Genomic DNA, 19,825 nt, shown 5'->3' on the forward strand with positions numbered 1-19,825 from the left:
AACTTTCTGAATTGATTTTTGTATTTCAAGTTCCTGTTTAACGTCTTTTTTATTCGTTTGATTGTTATCAATTTAATTCTTTTATTATAAAATGTCAACATTAAATTAAAAATTAATTAGTAATTATTTAATTTGATTAGTTTAAAATGCAAAATTTATGTTGAGTAAATATTTGAATAATAAAAAATATTGTCAAAATGCCATTCTAAATCTAAAAATATTTATTGAATAGAGTACGCCTTTGCGTAATAATTATGTTAATAGAAAGGGGTATCATATGGGGATTAAGGGTAAGCTTATTTTAGCTATGACGGTTGGATCTGCCTTTTTTATGGCACCACAAATCGTAAAAGCTGATCAGGTTGATTCTACTCAAGCACAGACAAGTGTATCTAAAAGTGATTCAGCAAATTCAGTTGTTGAAGCAAGTAGTAATCAATTGAATCAAGAACAAACTGTACAATCAGTCCAGTCACAGTCAGATCAAACAACAGAAAGCCAAAAAGATGAAGTTTCGGAACAAGCACAATCGGTACAACCGGAAACAAATGATACTGCTGAATCATCAAATGAAAATAACACACAAAATCAATACAGTGATGAAACGATCGATGGTGTTTTTCATGTTAACGATTCAACAGCATATCTATACCAAGGTAATGGTACGAAAGTTGACAATCGTGCTTTAGGGGCTAATACTCCTTGGCTTACAGATATTAAACGCACATGGAATGACGGAACTGTATACTATCGTGTTTCGACTGATGAATACGTGAATGCAACATCAGGGAGTTTTAATAACTTTGTTGAGGATTACAGTGGAACTGCCAGTGTAACTTATGATAGTGATGTTTATTTGTATCAAGGTTATGGTAAGAATGCAGTTCCTACGGGTGAAAAAGTTGCACCTAATTCTAATTGGAAAGTTGATAAAAGAGCTTCAAGCAATGATGAATATTGGTATGAAGTTGGTAACTATGTCTGGCTCCCACAAACATCAGTAGTCATTAATGACAGCACTTATCCAGATGCAAACTGGGTCGCTGGTGTTCCAATGATCTCACAAATGCCAGAACTTCCTAATGGCTGTGAAATAACGGCAGTAACAATGATGCTTCAATATGCTGGAGCAAATGTCAACAAGATGCAATTAGCTTACGAAATGCCTAGAAGTTCAGATCCTAATTACGGTTATGTGGGTCAACCTTGGGATAGTACCGGAATGACAATTTTCCCATCTGCTTTAATGAACTTAGTGGAAAAGTATGCTGGTTCAGCTAAGAATCTTAGTGGTCAAGGTTTGGATGCAATTAAGTATCAAATCAGTATCGGCCATCCTGTAGTAACTTGGCATACTATGCATGGCTTTTTGTATCATGCTTTAGTAGTAACTGGATATGATAAAGATTATATCTACTACAATGATTGTTGGTTAGATCAGCCAATGCAAATGAGAATTGATCAATTCATCAATAATTGGAATACCCAAAATCGTATGGCAATTAGTTATTAATAAAAAAATTATTTAAGGGGATCAATAATGAAAAAGGGTCAAGTATTTTTGTGGAGTAGTTTCGTATTATTATTAGCACTTGGTGCAAATCAAGAAGTCGCTAAGGCGGATACGACTGATAATGCTAGTGAGTCAGTTCAAGTTCAATCACAAGTTGCAAATGATCAACCTTTGACAAAGGCAACTCAAGATCAACCTGTTGCAACGAGTAATACTAGCAATACAAGTAATGCAGATGCTAACAATGTTTCAAATGATCAACAAACAACACCAGCTCAACAAACAAGTGTCGATACACCAGTAAATCAAGCAGCAACAGATTCTACAGATGTAACAACTACAACTGCACAAAATGATACAAATTCTAACCAAGGTGTGGTTACTGACGTTAATGGTGGGGTAGTTACTACATTTGATAAGATTACACGCTTGTATCGTGAAGATGGATCTATGATTGATAACTTTGGATTATCAGCTAATTCACCTTGGAGAACTGATAAAAAATTAGCTCTTAATTCTCAAAATTACTATCGTGTAAGTACTGATGCCTATGCAAATTCAAACGATGTTACTTTAACATTTGGTGCTGACGCTGATGGGATCGTACAAGTTAAGGGAAGTGGAGCAGTTCCATATTCTCGTGAGGACCAAGGATTCACCAGAAATGATGCTAATTCTAATTTCGAGGCTGGTTCATTATGGAAATATAACAAGACCGATGATTTAGATGGTTTAACTTACTATCAAATCGGTAATAACGTCTGGGTCAATGGCTATGATGCAGCTCCTTATGTTGCTTATCAAAATCCTGAAGGCTGGTTACAAGTTGAAAATGCCCAACTTCAACCAGAAGGTCCTGTTGGTTATGAATTATATAATGATGTTGAAGGTGTAAAAGTTTGGCTAGTTAGAAGATACTTCGGTCAATCAAATAGTCATACAATTTACGATTCATCAACTGCGTACTATGTAAGAAACTTCCAAAGAAATCATGGATTGCCTGTTACAGGGATCGTGAATTTGGCAACATGGACAGCTATGGGATTCTCAGAATCTTCATGGTATGGCATTGATTCATATGTCGCACCTCTGCAAACAAACACTTTGAGTACACGTTCAGACCATATTGAAGCAATGATCAATCAAGCCTATAAATATGTTGGTCAACCATGGATCTCTGGTGCTTCAAGTTCACCTGAATATGGTGTTGACTGTTCTGGATTAGTAGTTCAAGCACTTTACGCGTCAGGTATCAATCCTTCACCTGTAACATCAATTCAACATGCACAACCAGGTAACGAATGGAATTCACGTATGCTTTTCTCAGATAATAGAATTCATGCCGTAAACTTCAATGATCGTCAAAGAGGAGACTTGATATTCTTCGCTAGTCCTTCAACTGGTATCGTCTGGCACGTTGGTATTTTACTAGATGCTAATACAATGATCGATTCATGGGGACCTTATGTTGGTACTTCAGGAATTTATAGTGGTAAAGGAACAATCGTTGGTGTTAAACGAGTATTTTCATAATTATATTTAGTAATTAAAAAAAGATCGTTATAAGAAGTTTTTACACTTTCTTATAATGATCTTTTTTGGTTTCCATATCCTTTTTGTTGACTTAATGAGTAATCATCGGCAGAATTTTATGTGCGAAGATTTTTGAGAAAAATGGTTGGGGTGATACTAGTGAAAAATATTTTAAGAATTAAAGATCTTTCTTATCAAGTTGAGGATAAAAAAATACTCAATAATATAAATTTGCAAATAGAATCAGGACAATACGTGACTTTTATCGGTCCATCTGGTAGTGGTAAAAGTACCCTGATGCGTATTATCGCTTCAATGATAACAGCTACATCTGGTGACGTTATTTTTGATGGTCAGTCGATTCAAAAATATGATCCTATCCAGTATCGGCAACGTGTTTCTTATGCTTTTCAGCAACCAACTTTATTTGGCAAAACAGTTAAAGATAATTTGGAATTTCCCTTTTTAGTTCGTAACAAAGAGTTTGTTGAAAAGAAGGCGGTTTCCGCTTTAGAGATGGTCAATTTAGATGAAAGTTATATCAATAAGAGTGTTAATGATATTTCTGGTGGTGAAAAACAGCGAATAGCTTTATTGCGTAATTTGTTGTTCAAACCTGAAATTTTGATCACGGATGAAGTTACAACTGGACTCGATACGGAAAATAAAGAAATCGTTCATCAAATGCTGACTAAATTTAATCAAGATGAACAAATGACGATTTTGCGTGTTACACATGATGAATCAGAAATTAAAAATGCAATCAAAACAATTACGATCAAGGATGGTGAAATTGTCTAATGTCTAATAATTTAACAGTTTCAAATACAACTTTAGTTTGGGGATTTGGACTTGTTCTAGTAGCCTTAATAATTGGATATCGTGAGAAATTAGGGATCAATAAAGATATTTTAGTTGGAGTTGCCCGTGCAATTGTTCAATTATCAATTGTTGGATATATATTAAAATTTGTTATCAAAACGGATGATAACTGGCTGACGATGGCCTGCTTTGTTATTATTGTTATCAATGCTTCTTGGAATGCCGGCAAGCGTGGGAATGGAATCCCAAAAGCTTTCCGCAATTCTCTTTTAGCTATCAGTGTAGGTACAGTCGTTACCTTAGGTACTTTAGTTTTAACCGGTTCAATAAAGTTTGTTCCTGAACAGATCGTTCCGGTAACAGGGATGATCGCTAGTAATATTATGGTCGCAATCGGTCTTTGTTATCGTAATATGTTACAAACTTTTACCGATCGGGAGCAACAAGTTTTGGAAAAATTAGCTTTAGGTGCTGATATTAAGTTAGCTTCGATCGATATTTTACGAGACAGTATCAAAAGCGGTATGCAGCCAACGATCGATTCAATAAAGACGCTTGGTTTGGTTAGTTTGCCGGGGATGATGTCAGGACTTATCTTTGCTGGTGTTGATCCTGTAAAGGCAATTAAATATCAGATCATGGTTACCTTTATGTTATTAGCTTCAACGGGATTAGGTTCGATTATTTCTTGTTATCTTGGATATCGTGAGTTTTATAATCAGCAAAAACAATTGAATTCAAAACTATTGCAATAAATTTATTACAGTTGCTTTACAGTTCTGGGCAAATCTAAAGTTTTTCTTAAGGATATGTTATATTTACACTGTTGAAAAGATCAATGGTTGAAAGATACCAAATTAAATTAGAATATTTACAAATTTTCGGGGGATTTCCTTATGTTTAAAAAATCACTACTAACAAGCGCTCTTGTTTTAGGTACGCTTGTATCAACAGCTGCACCTACTTCTGTATTGGCTGCTGACAACTCAAACTCAGACACAACTACTGAACAAACTAGTTCAGATGACTCAAGTAAAACAACTGATACAAATGTTATTGCTGGTTCAGCCGTAAAAGAAGCTGATCCTGATATTGCTCATATTGAAACTGTACAACCTTCAGTTGCAAAGACTAAGGCTCAAGGTCAATTGGTTCAAGCATCATCAGGTGTTACAACACAACAACAACAAGCATTCTTAGATATGGCTGTTCCAATGGCTCAAAAGGCTGCTGATCAATATGGTGTTTATGCATCTGTTATGTTAGCTCAAGCTATTCTTGAAAGTGGTTGGGGAACATCTTTACTAGCTACTCAAGGTAACAACTTATTTGGTATCAAGGGTGACTATAATGGTGCTTCAGTTACTATGAAGACTTCTGAATGGAGTGCTTCACAAGGCTGGTATAGTATTTATGCTAGTTTCCGTAAATACCCAAGTTATTACGAATCATTTGCTGACAATGGTGACAAACTTCGTAATGGTGTTTCATGGGATTCTTCATATTACAAGGGTACATGGAAAGAAAATGCATCATCTTACAAAGATGCTACTGCCTGGTTGCAAGGTAGATATGCAACAGCTCCAACTTATGCATCATCACTTAACAATATGATCGAAACTTATAATTTGACTCAATACGATACAGATTCATCAACACAAGCACCTGATGCAGTAAATGTTATCAGTGTTAATAATCCTAAAGCTATTTATGTCCCAATGGTAACCTTCAATGGCGACACAATTGGTAAAGCAACTCGTGGTTTGCAAAACAATACTCCATGGCAAACAGACCAAGTTAAAACTTATAATGGACACATCTATTACAGAGTTTCAACTAACGAATGGGTTGAAGATACATACGTAATTTAGAAAATTAGAACTTTGTGAAGAAAAGACCTACTATGTAGGTCTTTTTTTTTATATAATTGTTTCAATGGGATGTGATGCAATGTGAAGTTAGCAGTTATTGAAATAGGATCTAACTCCATTAGAACATCAGTGTATCGTTCATCAAAGCGTAATCGTTTCAAAACGCTGGATCGTTGGCGTGAACCAGTCAGACTAGGCAAGTCTATTGCTCAAAGCCGACTATTAACTAATGATCAAATTGAAGAGACTATTGATGTTTTAAAAGAATTTCAAGATAGAATTAGAAGATACGAAGTTGACAGGATCAGCTTGATCGCTACGGCTGCTGTCAGGTTAGCCAAAAATCAAAATCAGTTGGTTTTTGCTGTATTAAAAGAAACTGGCCTACAACTAGATATAATCGATGAAAAAGAAGAAGCCTTTTATGATTATGTTGCGGTTCGCAATACAATGAGAATTAAAGATGCTTTGATCGTCGATGTTGGTGGTGGTAGTTCAGAAATTAGTTTGGCTAAAAAAGGCCGTTTGAAATATGGACTTAGTATTCCAATCGGCGCTATTTCTATTTCTGATGTTCATTTGAAGAGTAATCCGATCAAAGAAAGTGAATTAGTATCAGCTAAAAAAGATATAAGTCAACGACTGGATAGTTTGAAGTGGATGAATACAAAAGCCACTTTTGTGGGCTTAGGTGGTACACTAAGAGCGGTTACAAGTATTTTGAATCGTGAAGGAAAACGTAAAAAAAATCTTCACAACTCGGTTATTACCTGTGAGCAATTAGATGAATTATTTGATAAATTAGCCCATGCAACAGTGGAAGAACGTAGTCATATTAAGGAATTAAGTGACGGACGCTATGAAGTTATTTTGGGTGGTATTTTGATTATTTCTGAGATAATTAAAAAAACCCCCGCAAAGGAAATTCGTTTCTCGAACTTCGGTGTGCGTGAGGGTTATGTTTTTAATTATTTCCACAAAATGGATCGTCAATTTAAGAACGACTAGGTAAAACTATCTCTGCTTTATCAATAATATGTTTTTCGATTTGATGAAGTAGTTCATTCATCCAAAAACCGGATGAAAGATTAAGTTTGTCATCTAGGGCGTAGACTTTTAAGACGTAATCATGAGTTTTATCAGGTGGGACTGGTCCGTTATATCCGACTGAGTGCTTGTCAAGCGTATCTAACAAAGGACTTGCGGAACTGTTTTTGCCTTGAATGACTGATGCAGGAGCTATTTGACTGTAATTTTCGGGAATTGCTTTAACAAGAGGTATATTGGCTGCTGTCCAATGGATCCATTCGAATCCGCAAACGGGGATCGAGTCAGGATCAGTAAAGGTCAGAGCTAAACTCTTGGTATTTTGAGGGATCTCCTCTAAATTAATTGGGAAACTGATTAAGGGTTTCCCATTTTTAATAGTATCATTTGCGGCGTATTTACCGTATTTGTCAGGCAATAAACCATCAACTAAAGAAACATTTATTTTCATATTATATTCTCCTTAAATTGGGATAAAAGAGGTAAGTATTGATGGAAAAGATAGAAAGAAAAAGTGTATCTAGTAACATTTTAGAACAGATCGATAGAATTGAACAAACAAGTGGTAAAAAAGTTGTTTTAAATTCTGATTATAAAGATCATGATACTTTGACCTTGGATCAAGCTAGTCATGAGATCAAGGGTGAAGAAATTATAGTTGTCGTTACCAACGAAGTTTACCGTGATTTTGTTTTAGCACATGAGTTATATCATGTTGAGATCGAAATAGCCGATGGACCAAAAATCTATAATTCAGTTACAAGTGGTCACAATGATATTGATGGAAGAATTATTTCGACCGCTAACTCATTACAAGAGACATTAGAGCATGCTTTAATTGTAAAAAAACAAACTGAAGATGGAACATACACTTATGATATTAAAATGAAATATTTGGAAGGTATTGATGATGCACTTGATCCAGGTGTAGAGATCGACCCTGCCAATATGAGATTTTTTAGAACTCTATTGATTTTTGATGCAATGATATTCGGTGAACATACTAAGGATCCGTCATTGAAAAATGAGTATCCAACTTCATTTAAATATGCTAAAAAATTATCCGATATTGTGGACGCCAATGATTTAACATCATCATTTCAATTTCGTCGTGCGTTGATTCGTTTATTGGAAGATTATAATGATGTTATTATTTCAAATGGCTTTGAAGGTATGTATTATCATGAATTTCTTAATATCACACCAGTTGTTTCAGAGCGCCAATTGAGATTAAGTCTAAATCAAGTTTATCAAATTAAACATTCTAACTTTACTGATCGTAGATATAACGAAAAAGCTTTTGTGCTATTGGGTATAAATGATGGTCAAAGTGTTGCTTCGTTAGATATTGATCCAAATAAAGTAGACCCACAATTTTATCAAAAGTATTATCAACAAACTGTGAAAGAAACATTTGAAAGTAACGACGTACATTATCTTATTAGATAGGAGGATATTATGTCAGACGAAATTACAGAACTTAAGAATTTGATCGAAAAAGCAAAATTTGTTACTTTTTTGACCGGCGCGGGTGTATCAGTGCCATCAGGAATTCCTGATTATCGATCAAAAGGTGGAATTTATCGTACTGGAAGTTTTGAAACCACGCCAGAATATATGTTGAGCCATGATAACTTAGTTAACCATCCAGATGCATTTCATGATTTTACAGTGAAGAACTTGTATTATCCAGATGCAAAGCCGAATGTGATCCATAGAAAAATGGCTGAAATAAGTAATCAAAAAGGTATGATCGTCACACAAAACGTTGATATGTTGCATACGAAGGCTGGAGCAAAAAATGTCATAGAATTTCATGGCAATTTGTACGATAATATTCACTGCTTAACTTGTGGAAAAGAATTTGACTATAAATACTATCTAAAAGACGGACGTCATCATGAAGATAACGGAGTGATCCGCCCAGGTACCACTGTCTTATATGGGGAAAGTGTTAATCCTGTTAATTTAATGGGAGCACAAAAGGCGGTTTCTGATGCTGATTTGATCGTTGTCGTTGGAACTAGTTTAAAAGTCTATCCTTTTGCCGGCCTACTTCGTTATCGAAAAGAAAATACCAAATTAGTAGTTGTTAACAAAGCTGATCTTGATGTATCAGAAGCTGATCTTTCAATAGCTGATGATGCTGTTAATGTTTTTGAACAACTCTAAACGAAAATTATTAAAGATTCTCTGGAGGAATTAAGATACATGACTGATAAGAAAACTTTTTATATTACAACTCCGATCTATTACCCATCAGGTAAATTAACGATCGGTAATTCCTATACTACTATCGCCGCTGATACTTTGGCACGTTATAAACGTAATGAAGGTTACGATGTTTTCTTCCTAACAGGAACGGATGAACATGGACTAAAGATCGAACAAAAAGCTGAAGCCAAACACATGCAACCACAAGAATATGTTGACATGATGGCTAGCGATATTAAAAAACTTTGGAAATATTTGGAAATTTCAAATGATAAGTTCATCAGAACAACTGATGATTATCACGTAAAGGCAGTTCAAAAGATCGTTGAACAACTGATCAAACAAGGCGATATTTATTTAGGCGAGTATACAGGTTGGTATTCAGTCGATGATGAAGAATACTTCACAGAATCACAATTAGCTGAAGTTTATCGAGACAAAGAAGGTAAGGTCATTGGTGGACTGGCTCCATCTGGACATGAAGTTCAATTAGTTAAAGAACCATCATACTTCTTTAAGATGAGCAAATATGCTGATCGTTTATTGAAATATTATGAAGATAATCCTACATTTATCGAACCAGAGATTCGTAAAAATGAAATGATCAATAACTTTATTAAACCTGGATTGGAAGATCTGGCTGTTTCTAGAACTACTTTCAAATGGGGTGTTCCTATCCCAAGTGATCCTAAACATGTCGTTTATGTTTGGGTCGACGCTTTGTTGAACTATATCACAGCACTAGGTTATAAGAGTGATGATGATTCATTATTTAAGAAATACTGGCCAGCTAACGTTCAATTTGTTGGTAAAGAGATCGTTCGTTTCCATACTATCTATTGGCCAATCATTTTGATGGCACTGGGAATTGATCTACCTAAGCAAGTCTTTGGTCACGGCTGGTTGTTGATGAAAGACGGTAAAATGTCTAAATCTAAGGGTAATGTTGTTTATCCTGAAATGTTAGTATCTCGTTATGGACTTGATTCACTACGTTATTATTTGATGCGTGCAATGCCATTTGGTAATGACGGAGTTTTCACACCAGAAGATTATGTCGATCGTATTAATTATGATTTGGCAAATGACTTGGGAAATCTTTTGAACAGAACTGTTTCGATGATCAACAAATACGATGGTGGCAAGATAGTTTCGATCGATACATTAACTGACTTTGATAAAGACTTAGAAAAGACTGCTAAAGATACGATTGAAGATTACCGTGAGCATATGGATAAGTTTGAATTTCCAGAGGCATTAGCTAGTGTTTGGTCATTCATTAGTCGTGCAAATAAATATATTGATGAAACAAAGCCTTGGGTCTTAGCTAAAGATGATGCTAAAAAGTCAGAACTCCAATCAGTTCTTGGACATTTAGCTGAATCATTGAGATTGATCGCAGTTTTGATCAGTCCAGTTATGACACAATCACCACATAAGATCTTCTCTCAATTAGGATTAAACTTTGAAAATGATGCTGCGGTTGAATTTGGTAAAACTGTTGTCGGACGTACTGTTACTGATAAACCAGAACCAATTTTCCCACGTCTTGATGCAGAAGAAGAAGTTCAATATATCAAAGATAAAATGGCAGAAGAGCAAGCTAAAAATGGTAGCGGTAAGATGAGTAAATCTGCAGCGGCCAAGAAGAAAGCTCAAGAAGAAAATAAAGATAATTATCCAAAAGAAATTGAATACGATGATTTTGCCAAAGTTAAAATGGTCGTTTGTGAAATTTTAGATGTGAAACGTGCTGAAAATGCTGATAAATTATTACAATTTAAACTAGATGATGGTTCAGGTATCGATCGTCAAATTCTTTCAAGTATTTATGAATTCTATCCAAACTTTAAAGAATTGATCGGTAAAAAGGTCATTGCTGTTGTTAACTTGAAACCAAGAAAGATTCGTGGCGAGTGGAGTAACGGAATGCTTCTTTCAACTGAAAAGGGCGACGATGTTCAATTAGCAATTGTTGATAATTCACATAAAAATGGAGCTGTTTTAAGCTAATGCAAATTTTTGATTCGCACACACATTTAAATGACCCCGCCTTTGCTGGCAAGACACAAGAGTACATTGATCGTGCCAAAGAATTTGATGTTGATGAAATGGCAATTATTGGATCTAATGAAGAATTTAACATTGAGGCAATTCGTTTGGCACAAAACTTTAAGCCATTACATGCTGTGATCGGATGGCATCCTGAATTTGCTAAAGAATATAATGAATCACAATTGATCAATCAAATTAAATTGCCAGAAGTAGTTGCGATCGGTGAAATAGGCTTAGATTATCATTGGCAAGAAAATCCCAGTCATAAAGATCAACAAAGTATTTTGATCCAGCAATTGGATGTAGCCCAACAATACGATATGCCGGTTTCAATTCATTGTCGTGATGCCTTTGAAGACATGTATAACATTTTAAAAAATCATGACATGTCTAAATCGGGAATTATTATGCACAGCTTTAATGGTGATTTAACTTGGTTGAATAAGTTCTTAGATTTAGGGTTGATGATTTCATATAGTGGTGTTGTGTCATTTAAGAACGCACCTGAAGTGCATGAATCTGCTAAAAATACCCCATTAGATCGTTTATTGGTTGAAACAGATGCACCTTATTTGGCACCAGCACCTTATCGAGGACATCAAAACGAACCAGGATATACTAGATTTGTAGTTGATGCGGTTGCTAAGTCTAAGGATATTTCACCAGATGAAATTGCTAAATATACATTTGAAAATGCAAGAAGAGTTTATAGAATAAATTAAATATGAAAAAAATAAAAGAAATAATTGTAGTAGAGGGTAAATCCGATACTAACCGATTAAAAGATTGTTTAGGTGAAGTTGATACTATTGAAACAAGAGGTTCGGCTCTAAACGAAGAAACAATCAACAGGATCAAAAAAGCTCAATCAGATCGGGGTGTGATAATTTTCACTGATCCTGATTTCAACGGCAATCGCTTAAGGACAATAATTCAAAAAGTTGTTCCGAATGCTAAGCAGGCTTTTTTACCAAGAAATAAGGCGGTACCAAAGAAGAGTGATGGCAGTCTTGGAATTGAACATGCTCGTGATGAGGATATAAAAAAAGCCTTAATGGATGTTTATTCCACTAAGGATCTTGAAGATAAATATACTAATGCTGATATGATCGATTTAGGATTATCAGGGGATGCCGCTTCGTCAAAACGTCGTGAATTTGTTGGTTTGGAGTTAAAAATTGGTTACACTAATGCTAAACAATTTTTAAATCGTTTGAATATGTTTAATGTAACTCCAAATGATTTGATAGCTGCTGTTAAAAAATTTGATAAAGGGAGTTCACATGACTCAAAGTAGATTAAGTATTGCTGATCCGATTCGTACTAATGATATTATGCGCAAGTATAAATTGCGTGCTAAGAAAAGTTTAGGTCAAAACTTTTTAACTAATGAAAAAGTTCTTGATGATATTGTTGATGCTAGTGGTTTGCAAGCTGATGAAATAGCGATTGAAATTGGACCAGGTATCGGTGCTTTAACTGAAAAATTAGCTCAAGTTGCCGAAAAAGTTTATGCTTTTGAGATCGATGACACCTTGATACCAATTTTAAAAGATACATTAAGTTATTATGATAATATCGAGGTTTTCAATGAAGATATTTTGAAGGTCGATCTTGATCAGTTTGTAATTGACCATCATTTAGAAGGTAAAACTATTAAGGTCGTAGCTAACTTGCCTTATTATATTACAACTCCAATAATGTTAAATTTAATTAAGAGTGATTATCCTTTTCAAACATTAGTTTTGATGATGCAAAAAGAAGTTGCTGAACGTGTTACGGCTAAGCCAGGTCATCGAGAATATGGATCATTGACAATTGCTGTTCAAACAAGAATGACAGCTAGAATTGATCGAATCGTTGGCGCCAAGTCGTTTATTCCTCGCCCCAAGGTAGATTCCGCCGTGGCAGTTTTGGATAGGATCCCAGCTGATAAAAATGATATTGATGATCCACAGTATTTTCATAAATTGATCCGTTCATCATTTGCTCATAAGCGTAAGAGTTTGATGAATAATCTACTAAACTGGCTAGGAAGAACAGATGATAATAGAGAAAAAATAAAATCTGTTTTTGAAAAATGTGATATTGCTGAAAATGCCCGTGGGGAACAAGTATCGATTGAACAATTTAAAAAATTAGCAGTTGAATTGAAAAAGGAGATATAAATCAAACCTGTTATTATAACCGACTCTTGCTTTCATTGCAAATACGTGGTAAAATGGCACTCCTAAGGAGTGATTAAAATATGCCAACGTCATTGAAGACAATTAAGAGCCGTTTAGATGCCCATTTAGGTGAGGGCCTAACGGTTGTAGCACAAGCAGGTCGCAAGAAGGTCGTTCGTCGTAAGGGTACTTTATCAGAAACATTCCATTCAGTATTTGTAGTCGACCTCGATCAAAATGAAAATTCATTTGAGAGAGTTTCATATAGCTATGCTGACTTACTTACTAAGTCTATTGATATTACTTTCGATAGCGAAGAAGTCGAAGAAACAGAAGCAGAAGCTGAATAAATCGCTCCTTATAGAGGGCCACGAGAGAAGTGGGTCTCTTTTTTTTGCCTAGTTTTTCCTTTAGACCATATATTGAAAAATAAACTTAAGCATATCGATCAATATATGTTTAAACATCGTGTATAATACTTTTTATAAAAGATCAAACAATAGAAAGTAGGACTTACAGATATGAAGAAAAGTATAGCCATGATTACTACTGTACTTGCTGCAGGAACGCTTTTAACGACCTCAATGATCAATATGCCCACCGTTCAAGGTGCTAAAGTTGAAAATAAGACAAGTAAGACATCCAAAAGTGATGTTGATGAAAATGGAATTTCTAATAGCTTGAAGGCGGCATTGGTTAAAGAAAAATACTTTGATAATGAGGATGAAATAACACCAGATAGTTTGGCCGAATTGAATCCAACAGGATTTTTGGGATTATCATTAGTATTGGACAATGTTACTGATATTTCAGGTTTACAATATGCTACTAAGATTACTGGTTTAGACTTAGGTTTTAACTCAATAACCGATTTATCTCCAATAAAAGATTTAAAATTAACAACCTTATCGATAAATAATAATCCTGATTTATCGGACTTATCACCAATAGCTAATATGACAAGTTTAGTATTTCTTCATCTAGAAGCTGATAACGTTAGTGATATTTCTGATTTAAAATCTTTGACTAACGTAAATAATTTACGAATGGACCAAAATCATGTTACTGATTTTAGTACTCTAAATAATTTAACTGCCATTGAAACTAATTTGACAATAGATCCTCAGTCAGTTACTGAAAAGTCAATGGAAATAAATAAAAAATCCTTTGATGTTGATTTGAATGATTATCTTAGCCCAGGCGGCACGATCTCTGATATTACGGCCAGTCTTAAAGATAACAGTGCTGAAGTTGCAATCGATGATTCAAATGATGCAATCTCAGTTTCAAATATTAAATCTAGTGATACCTTGACAATAAACTTTACTGAAACGGTTAATATTAATGGCACTGACCAAGTCTTAAAAATGACGGTTACACAACCGTATACACTGGGAAACGGTTCAGTGATCACTAAACCAGTAACTATGAATGTTGGTGATAAATGGAGTGATGATTTAGGATTTGATAGTGCATTTGATCCATTTGGTAATACACTTTCATTAGATGATTTTGATGTTGACACAGGTGATTTGGATACTAGCACAGAAGGAACATATTCAGTAACATATACCGCTAAAGATTATCCAGAACTTACGGGAAATGCCCAAGTTACAGTAAAAAAGGATTCTGATAATTCCGGTAATAATAGCGGAAATAATAATGGTTCAAATACGGGTGATATTACCGAAATTGATGAAATGTTATTAACCAGTAAAAAAACAGATTCAATTGCAATCTATGATGCTTCCGGTAATAAAATCTCCGATAAAACACTCAATGGAACAACTGATTTCACAACAACTAATCAGAGTGTTGTGAATGGCATAACTTATTACCAAGTTGGCGATGATCAATGGGTAAAAGCAAGTGATGTGTCAGAATATTTTGAATATTCTGGTACGATTCAAACTAATTCCGATTCAATAAAAAAACTAACTAATTTAAATGGCGAAACTTCTAACCGTGGTTTAGCTCAAACTACCGATTGGCAATCTGACCGTTATACATATATAGACGGTCAAAAATACTACCGCGTTTCTAGTAACGAATGGGTAGAAGCAGCTCAAACATTAGAAGTTACTCCAGTTAATGGAGTATTAAAAATTAATTCGGAAGCTAAACTTTATCATGATAATGGTAATAAATCAGATCGTGGGTTGGCAGCAAATTCTGATTTTGTAACCGATAAGAAAGCAACCATCAACGGCGAAACAATGTATCGTGTTTCCACCAACGAATGGGTACCAGAAAGTTTGGTTAGTTTAAATTAAAGTTTAGAGAGTGAAAAGGTCCAGCAATCGATTTTAGATTACTGGGCTTTTTTTTCGTTATTTATCGGTCTTAAATCAATTTAGACAAAATGTTTTTATATAAATTGGACTAGACTACCTTTTAACATTCTGTATAATTCTTTTTTGTAAGCGTTAACAAAACAAAGGGGATAGGTTTAAAAGAATGAGAAAAAGTATAGATTTAATTGCAGTTGGACTTGCTACGGGGGTAATTCTAACTAGTGCGTTAGTTGATTTGCCAAAAATTCATGCGGCTAATGTTGAAAGCAAGTCAATTAAGCCGCCAGTGAACAATTCAAATAATAATGAGGGGATACCAAGTGTTAAAAAACCAATAGCTGATTTTTTAGATGACAATGGAATTTCAAAAAGTATTAAAAATGCTTTGATCATTAAAGATTATTTTGACGATGAGGATGAAATAACACCAGAGAGTTTATCCGAATTAGATTCAAAATTGTCATTACCAAATCAAAAGATCCGCTATATTTCAGGTATTAATTATGCAACCAAAGTAACTAGTTTAAATTTGAGTAACAACGAGATAACCGATATATCAGACTTGGAAGGTATGAATTTAATTGAATTAAGAATTGGTCAAAATCAAATCACTGATTTTAGTTCGTTAAACAATATGGTCAATTTGAGTACAGTAACTTTGTCGCCACAAACGGTTGAAAATGATCTTAAAGTGGTAAATAAAGGTGGTTTCAATCTTAATTTAAATGATTATGTGGGTTCAGGTGCAGCTATTTCCGATATAGAAGCAAGTATTAATAATGGTAATTCTAAATTGGATATGGATGATTCACAAAAAATTATCTCTGTTTCAAATATTTTAAATAGCGACACTTTAACAATTAAGTTTACCGAAACTATTAACATTAACGGTGAAGACGAAGTCGTGAAGATTACAATGACACAGCCATATACAGTCGGAACTGGAAGCATCAGCACTAAGTCAGTAACTATGAAAGTTGGCGATAAGTGGACTGATGATCTAGGTTTTGAAAGTGCAGTTGATCCGTTTGGCAAAGATTTAACGGTTAATGACTTTGGCGTAAATACAAATAATTTAGATACAAATACCGAAGGAACTTATGAAGTCAGATATACATCTAAAGAATATTCAGATATTACCGGAATTGCTCAAGTAACGGTTGAAAATGATTCAGATAATTTGAACGATGGTAATGATACTGGAAGTAATAACAATAACGGATCTAATAGTGATGTCACGACAATTGATAAAATGTTATTAAGTAGTAAGAAGACTGACTCGATTGCAATATACGATGCTAACGGAAGTAAAATTTCTGATAAAACACTCACTGGTGTAACTGATTTTTCAACGACTAAGAAGAATGTAGTAAATGGAACAACTTACTATCAAATTAGCGATGGTCAGTGGGTAAAAGAAAGTGATGTTGTAGAATATTTTGAATACTCCGGTACGATTCAGACTAATTCAGACTCAATTAAAAAATTGTCTAATTTAAATGGTGAAGCTTCCAATCGTGGGTTAGAGCAAACTACTGATTGGAAATCTGATCGTTATACTAATATAAAAGGTCAAAAACATTACAGGGTTTCAAGTAATGAATGGATAAAAGAAAATGATGTTTTAGAGATCACCCCAGTTAAAGGAGTGTTAAAAATCAATGCAGAAACCAAACTCTACCGTGATAATGGAAAACAATCTAATCGTGGTTTAGCGAAAGATTCTGATTTTGTAACAGATAAGAAAGCCACCATCAATGGTAAAACAATGTATCGAGTTTCTACCAACGAGTGGGTACCAGAAAGTTTTGTTAGTTTGAAGTAACTGATAGGCCCAGTAATCTAAAATCGGATTACTGGGTTTTCATGTCTCAATGTTTGAAAAATTATACGAAAGTTCTTGAAAATCTTAATAAATTGATAGAGAATAAGTGAATTAGTGCATTATTTACATTATAATTTTAAATAGAACACGTTTTTGAGGAGAAAAAAGATGAAAACACGAAGAAGCGAACGTTTAATTGACATGACACGTTATCTTTTAGAACGTCCACATACGCTTATTTCTTTAGCCTTTTTTGCTAAACGATTTGAATCAGCCAAGTCGTCGATCTCTGAAGACTTAGGGATTTTGAGAAGAACTTTTATGATTCGAGGAATTGGAGTTTTGGAAACTTTACCTGGAGCTGGTGGAGGAGTTATTTTCACACCGGGGATTTCCAAAAAAGAAGCCACTGAATTTATTGAAGAAACTTCTAAAAGATTAGTTGAGCCCAGTCGTATTTTACCGGGTGGCTATCTATATTTAACTGATTTATTAGCTGAACCTGATTTATTGAGAACAATAGGGCGTATGATTGCTACTCAATATTCTCAAAGTTCAATTGATGTTGTCATGACTGTCGCTACTAAAGGTATTCCAATTGCTCAAAGTGTTGCCAGCTTTTTGAATATTCCTTTTGTTATTGTTAGACGTGATTCTAAAATAACGGAAGGTTCAACTATTAGTGTTAATTATGCTTCTGGTTCTTCAGATAGAATCGAGAAAATGGAATTATCAAAACGTAGTCTTGATGAAGGGTCGAGAGTTTTAGTTGTTGATGATTTTATGAAGGGTGGCGGTACTATTAATGGTATGCGCAGTCTTATTTCGGAATTTAATGCTATTTTTGTTGGAGCGACTGTTTTTGCAGAAAATATAAAAATGGATCAAGAACTTCGAGATAAAAATGTAACTTCAATTTTTAAAGTTGAAAATATTGATACAAATAACAAAATAATTAGGATCGATCCAGGGGATTACTTAACTAAAACCGATTTCAGTTATTTTGAGTAAAACCTAATTGAGCATAATGGAATAATAATGCTATTATATATAAGGATATTTGAATGACTGAAAAGGAGTTTCCGATGTCAAATCGTTATGTAATAATTCTTGCTGCCGGTAAAGGTACAAGAATGAAGTCTAAGCTTTATAAAGTTTTGCAACCAGTTGCCGGAAAAGCAATGGTCGATCATGTTTTGACGCAAGTTGAACAACTTAAGCCAGATATGATCGAAACCGTTATTGGTACTGGTGCTGAAAAAGTTGAAGATCTTTTAAAAGATCGTACTAAGTATGTTTTGCAAGAAGAACAATTAGGAACAGCTCATGCAGTTTTGCAAACTGAAAAAGATTTAGGTAATAAAAAAGGAATGACGTTAGTAGTTAGTGGTGATACACCATTATTTACAGCTGAAACTTTTGAAAACCTATTTAACTATCACGAAAAAGAAAATGCTGCAGTTACTGTTTTAACGGCTCACACTGATACACCATTTAGTTATGGAAGAATCGTTCGTGAAGCTGACGGCAGTGTTTCTAAAATCGTTGAAGAAAAAGATGCCACAGAATCAGAAAGAGAAATACAAGAAGTTAATACTGGGATTTATTGCTTTGATAACGAATTATTATTTAAGAGCTTGCACGCTGTTAAAAATAATAATGCTCAAGGTGAATATTATTTACCAGATGTAGCCTCCATCCTCAAAGAACAAGGTAAAAAAGTTGTTGCTTACCAAATGAAAGACTTTAGCGAGTCGATTGGTGTTAATGACCGTATTGCTTTGTCCCAAGCTGAAAAGCTGATGCAAAAGAGGATCAATGAAGCACACATGCGTGATGGTGTAACTTTAGTTGATCCTGATAATACCTACATTGATTATGGTGTAGAAATTGGTAATGACACAGTCGTTGAACCAAATGTAAAAATATTTGGTCAAACTAAAATCGGTTCAGATTGTTTGATCGGTTCAGGTTCTAGACTGGAAAATGCTACAATTGAAGATAACGTTAAGATCATAAGTTCAACTGTTGAAAGTGCAACTATGCATGAAGGCAGTGACATAGGTCCTAATTCTCACTTACGTCCAAAAGCTGAAATCGGAAAAGATGTTCATATTGGTAACTTTTGTGAAGTGAAGAACGCCGTGATCGGTGATCGTACTAAAGTTGGTCATCTAAGTTATGTTGGTGATGCAACATTAGGAACTGATATTAACGTAGGTTGTGGTGTTGTCTTTGTTAACTATGATGGTGTTAAGAAATGGCACAGTAATATTGGCGACCATTCATTTATTGGAAGTAATTCTAATATTGTTGCTCCAGTAGAGATGGCCGATCATTCATTTATTGCTGCTGGCTCAACTATTACTAGTGATATTCCAAAGCATGCAATGGCAATAGCAAGACAGCGTCAAACTAATAAAGAAGATTTTTGGAACAGATTACCACTATCAAATAGTGAAGAATGGAAATAAGGGTGGAAG

At 34.5% G+C, this 19,825-nt stretch carries 18 protein-coding genes; 17 read left to right on the plus strand and 1 reads right to left on the minus strand.

The features are described 5' to 3' along the window. Positions 1 to 277 precede the first annotated feature (277 nt). From EKM77_RS06590 to EKM77_RS06615, 6 genes are all read left to right on the plus strand, one after another. Positions 278 to 1,513, plus strand: coding sequence for a C39 family peptidase (locus EKM77_RS06590; RefSeq protein ID WP_125593271.1), 1,236 nt, complete (start codon positions 278 to 280; stop codon positions 1,511 to 1,513). A 27-nt stretch (positions 1,514 to 1,540) separates the two neighbouring features. After that, complete coding sequence (locus EKM77_RS06595) at positions 1,541 to 3,046, plus strand: peptidoglycan-binding protein (protein WP_125593272.1); 1,506 nt, start codon at positions 1,541 to 1,543, stop codon at positions 3,044 to 3,046. A 159-nt stretch (positions 3,047 to 3,205) separates the two neighbouring features. Beyond that, on the plus strand, positions 3,206 to 3,847 hold the full coding sequence (locus EKM77_RS06600; protein WP_225425200.1) for an ABC transporter ATP-binding protein: 642 nt from the start codon (positions 3,206 to 3,208) through the stop codon (positions 3,845 to 3,847). Continuing rightward, complete coding sequence (locus EKM77_RS06605) at positions 3,847 to 4,623, plus strand: ABC transporter permease (RefSeq protein WP_125593273.1); 777 nt, start codon at positions 3,847 to 3,849, stop codon at positions 4,621 to 4,623. The genes EKM77_RS06600 and EKM77_RS06605 overlap by 1 nt, the downstream gene beginning before the upstream one ends. Positions 4,624 to 4,764: 141 nt before the next feature. Continuing rightward, entirely contained in the window at positions 4,765 to 5,739 is a 975-nt protein-coding gene (locus EKM77_RS11180) for a glycoside hydrolase family 73 protein (RefSeq protein WP_125593274.1), read from the plus strand. A gap of 81 nt (positions 5,740 to 5,820) precedes the next feature. After that, positions 5,821 to 6,747, plus strand: a complete 927-nt coding sequence (locus EKM77_RS06615) for a Ppx/GppA phosphatase family protein (protein ID WP_125593275.1) — start codon at positions 5,821 to 5,823, stop codon at positions 6,745 to 6,747. Here the strand turns inward: EKM77_RS06615 and EKM77_RS06620 are convergent. Then, positions 6,734 to 7,237, minus strand: coding sequence for a YbhB/YbcL family Raf kinase inhibitor-like protein (locus EKM77_RS06620; protein WP_125593276.1), 504 nt, complete (start codon positions 7,235 to 7,237; stop codon positions 6,734 to 6,736). The two genes, EKM77_RS06615 and EKM77_RS06620, sit on opposite strands and share 14 nt — an antisense overlap. A gap of 41 nt (positions 7,238 to 7,278) precedes the next feature. Here EKM77_RS06620 and EKM77_RS06625 point away from each other — a divergent pair, with 41 nt between their 5' ends. The 11 genes from EKM77_RS06625 (at position 7,279) to glmU (ending at position 19,816) form a co-directional block, all read left to right on the plus strand. Beyond that, positions 7,279 to 8,235 carry a hypothetical protein gene (locus EKM77_RS06625; RefSeq protein WP_125593277.1) on the plus strand — a complete coding sequence of 319 codons (957 nt, stop codon included), beginning with the start codon at positions 7,279 to 7,281 and terminating at the stop codon, positions 8,233 to 8,235. A 21-nt stretch (positions 8,236 to 8,256) separates the two neighbouring features. After that, complete coding sequence (locus EKM77_RS06630; RefSeq protein WP_164507734.1) at positions 8,257 to 8,958, plus strand: NAD-dependent protein deacylase; 702 nt, start codon at positions 8,257 to 8,259, stop codon at positions 8,956 to 8,958. Between the two features lie 39 nt (positions 8,959 to 8,997). After that, on the plus strand, positions 8,998 to 11,013 hold the full coding sequence (metG, locus tag EKM77_RS06635) for a methionine--tRNA ligase (protein ID WP_125593279.1): 2,016 nt from the start codon (positions 8,998 to 9,000) through the stop codon (positions 11,011 to 11,013). After that, on the plus strand, positions 11,013 to 11,777 hold the full coding sequence (locus EKM77_RS06640; protein ID WP_125593280.1) for a TatD family hydrolase: 765 nt from the start codon (positions 11,013 to 11,015) through the stop codon (positions 11,775 to 11,777). The genes metG and EKM77_RS06640 overlap by 1 nt, the downstream gene beginning before the upstream one ends. Positions 11,778 to 11,779: 2 nt before the next feature. Continuing rightward, entirely contained in the window at positions 11,780 to 12,352 is a 573-nt protein-coding gene (gene rnmV, locus EKM77_RS06645; RefSeq protein ID WP_125593281.1) for a ribonuclease M5, read from the plus strand. After that, entirely contained in the window at positions 12,339 to 13,223 is an 885-nt protein-coding gene (gene rsmA, locus EKM77_RS06650; RefSeq protein ID WP_125593282.1) for a 16S rRNA (adenine(1518)-N(6)/adenine(1519)-N(6))-dimethyltransferase RsmA, read from the plus strand. Before rnmV ends, rsmA begins: the two co-directional genes overlap by 14 nt. An 80-nt stretch (positions 13,224 to 13,303) precedes the next feature. Next, positions 13,304 to 13,573 carry a Veg family protein gene (locus tag EKM77_RS06655; RefSeq protein ID WP_125593283.1) on the plus strand — a complete coding sequence of 90 codons (270 nt, stop codon included), beginning with the start codon at positions 13,304 to 13,306 and terminating at the stop codon, positions 13,571 to 13,573. 171 nt (positions 13,574 to 13,744) lie between these two features. After that, the gene (locus tag EKM77_RS06660) at positions 13,745 to 15,496 is read left to right on the plus strand and encodes an SLAP domain-containing protein (RefSeq protein ID WP_125593284.1); all 1,752 of its coding nucleotides are present in this window, start codon (positions 13,745 to 13,747) and stop codon (positions 15,494 to 15,496) included. 184 nt (positions 15,497 to 15,680) lie between these two features. Further along, positions 15,681 to 17,342 carry an SLAP domain-containing protein gene (locus EKM77_RS06665; protein ID WP_125593285.1) on the plus strand — a complete coding sequence of 554 codons (1,662 nt, stop codon included), beginning with the start codon at positions 15,681 to 15,683 and terminating at the stop codon, positions 17,340 to 17,342. 168 nt (positions 17,343 to 17,510) lie between these two features. Continuing rightward, positions 17,511 to 18,353 carry a pur operon repressor gene (gene purR, locus EKM77_RS06670; RefSeq protein WP_125593286.1) on the plus strand — a complete coding sequence of 281 codons (843 nt, stop codon included), beginning with the start codon at positions 17,511 to 17,513 and terminating at the stop codon, positions 18,351 to 18,353. Positions 18,354 to 18,427: 74 nt separating this feature from the next. Next, positions 18,428 to 19,816, plus strand: a complete 1,389-nt coding sequence (glmU, locus tag EKM77_RS06675; protein ID WP_125593287.1) for a bifunctional UDP-N-acetylglucosamine diphosphorylase/glucosamine-1-phosphate N-acetyltransferase GlmU — start codon at positions 18,428 to 18,430, stop codon at positions 19,814 to 19,816. Positions 19,817 to 19,825: the final 9 nt, after the last annotated feature.

Source organism: Companilactobacillus baiquanensis, from assembly GCF_003946605.1.
GTDB classification, from domain to species: Bacteria; Bacillota; Bacilli; order Lactobacillales; family Lactobacillaceae; genus Companilactobacillus; species Companilactobacillus baiquanensis.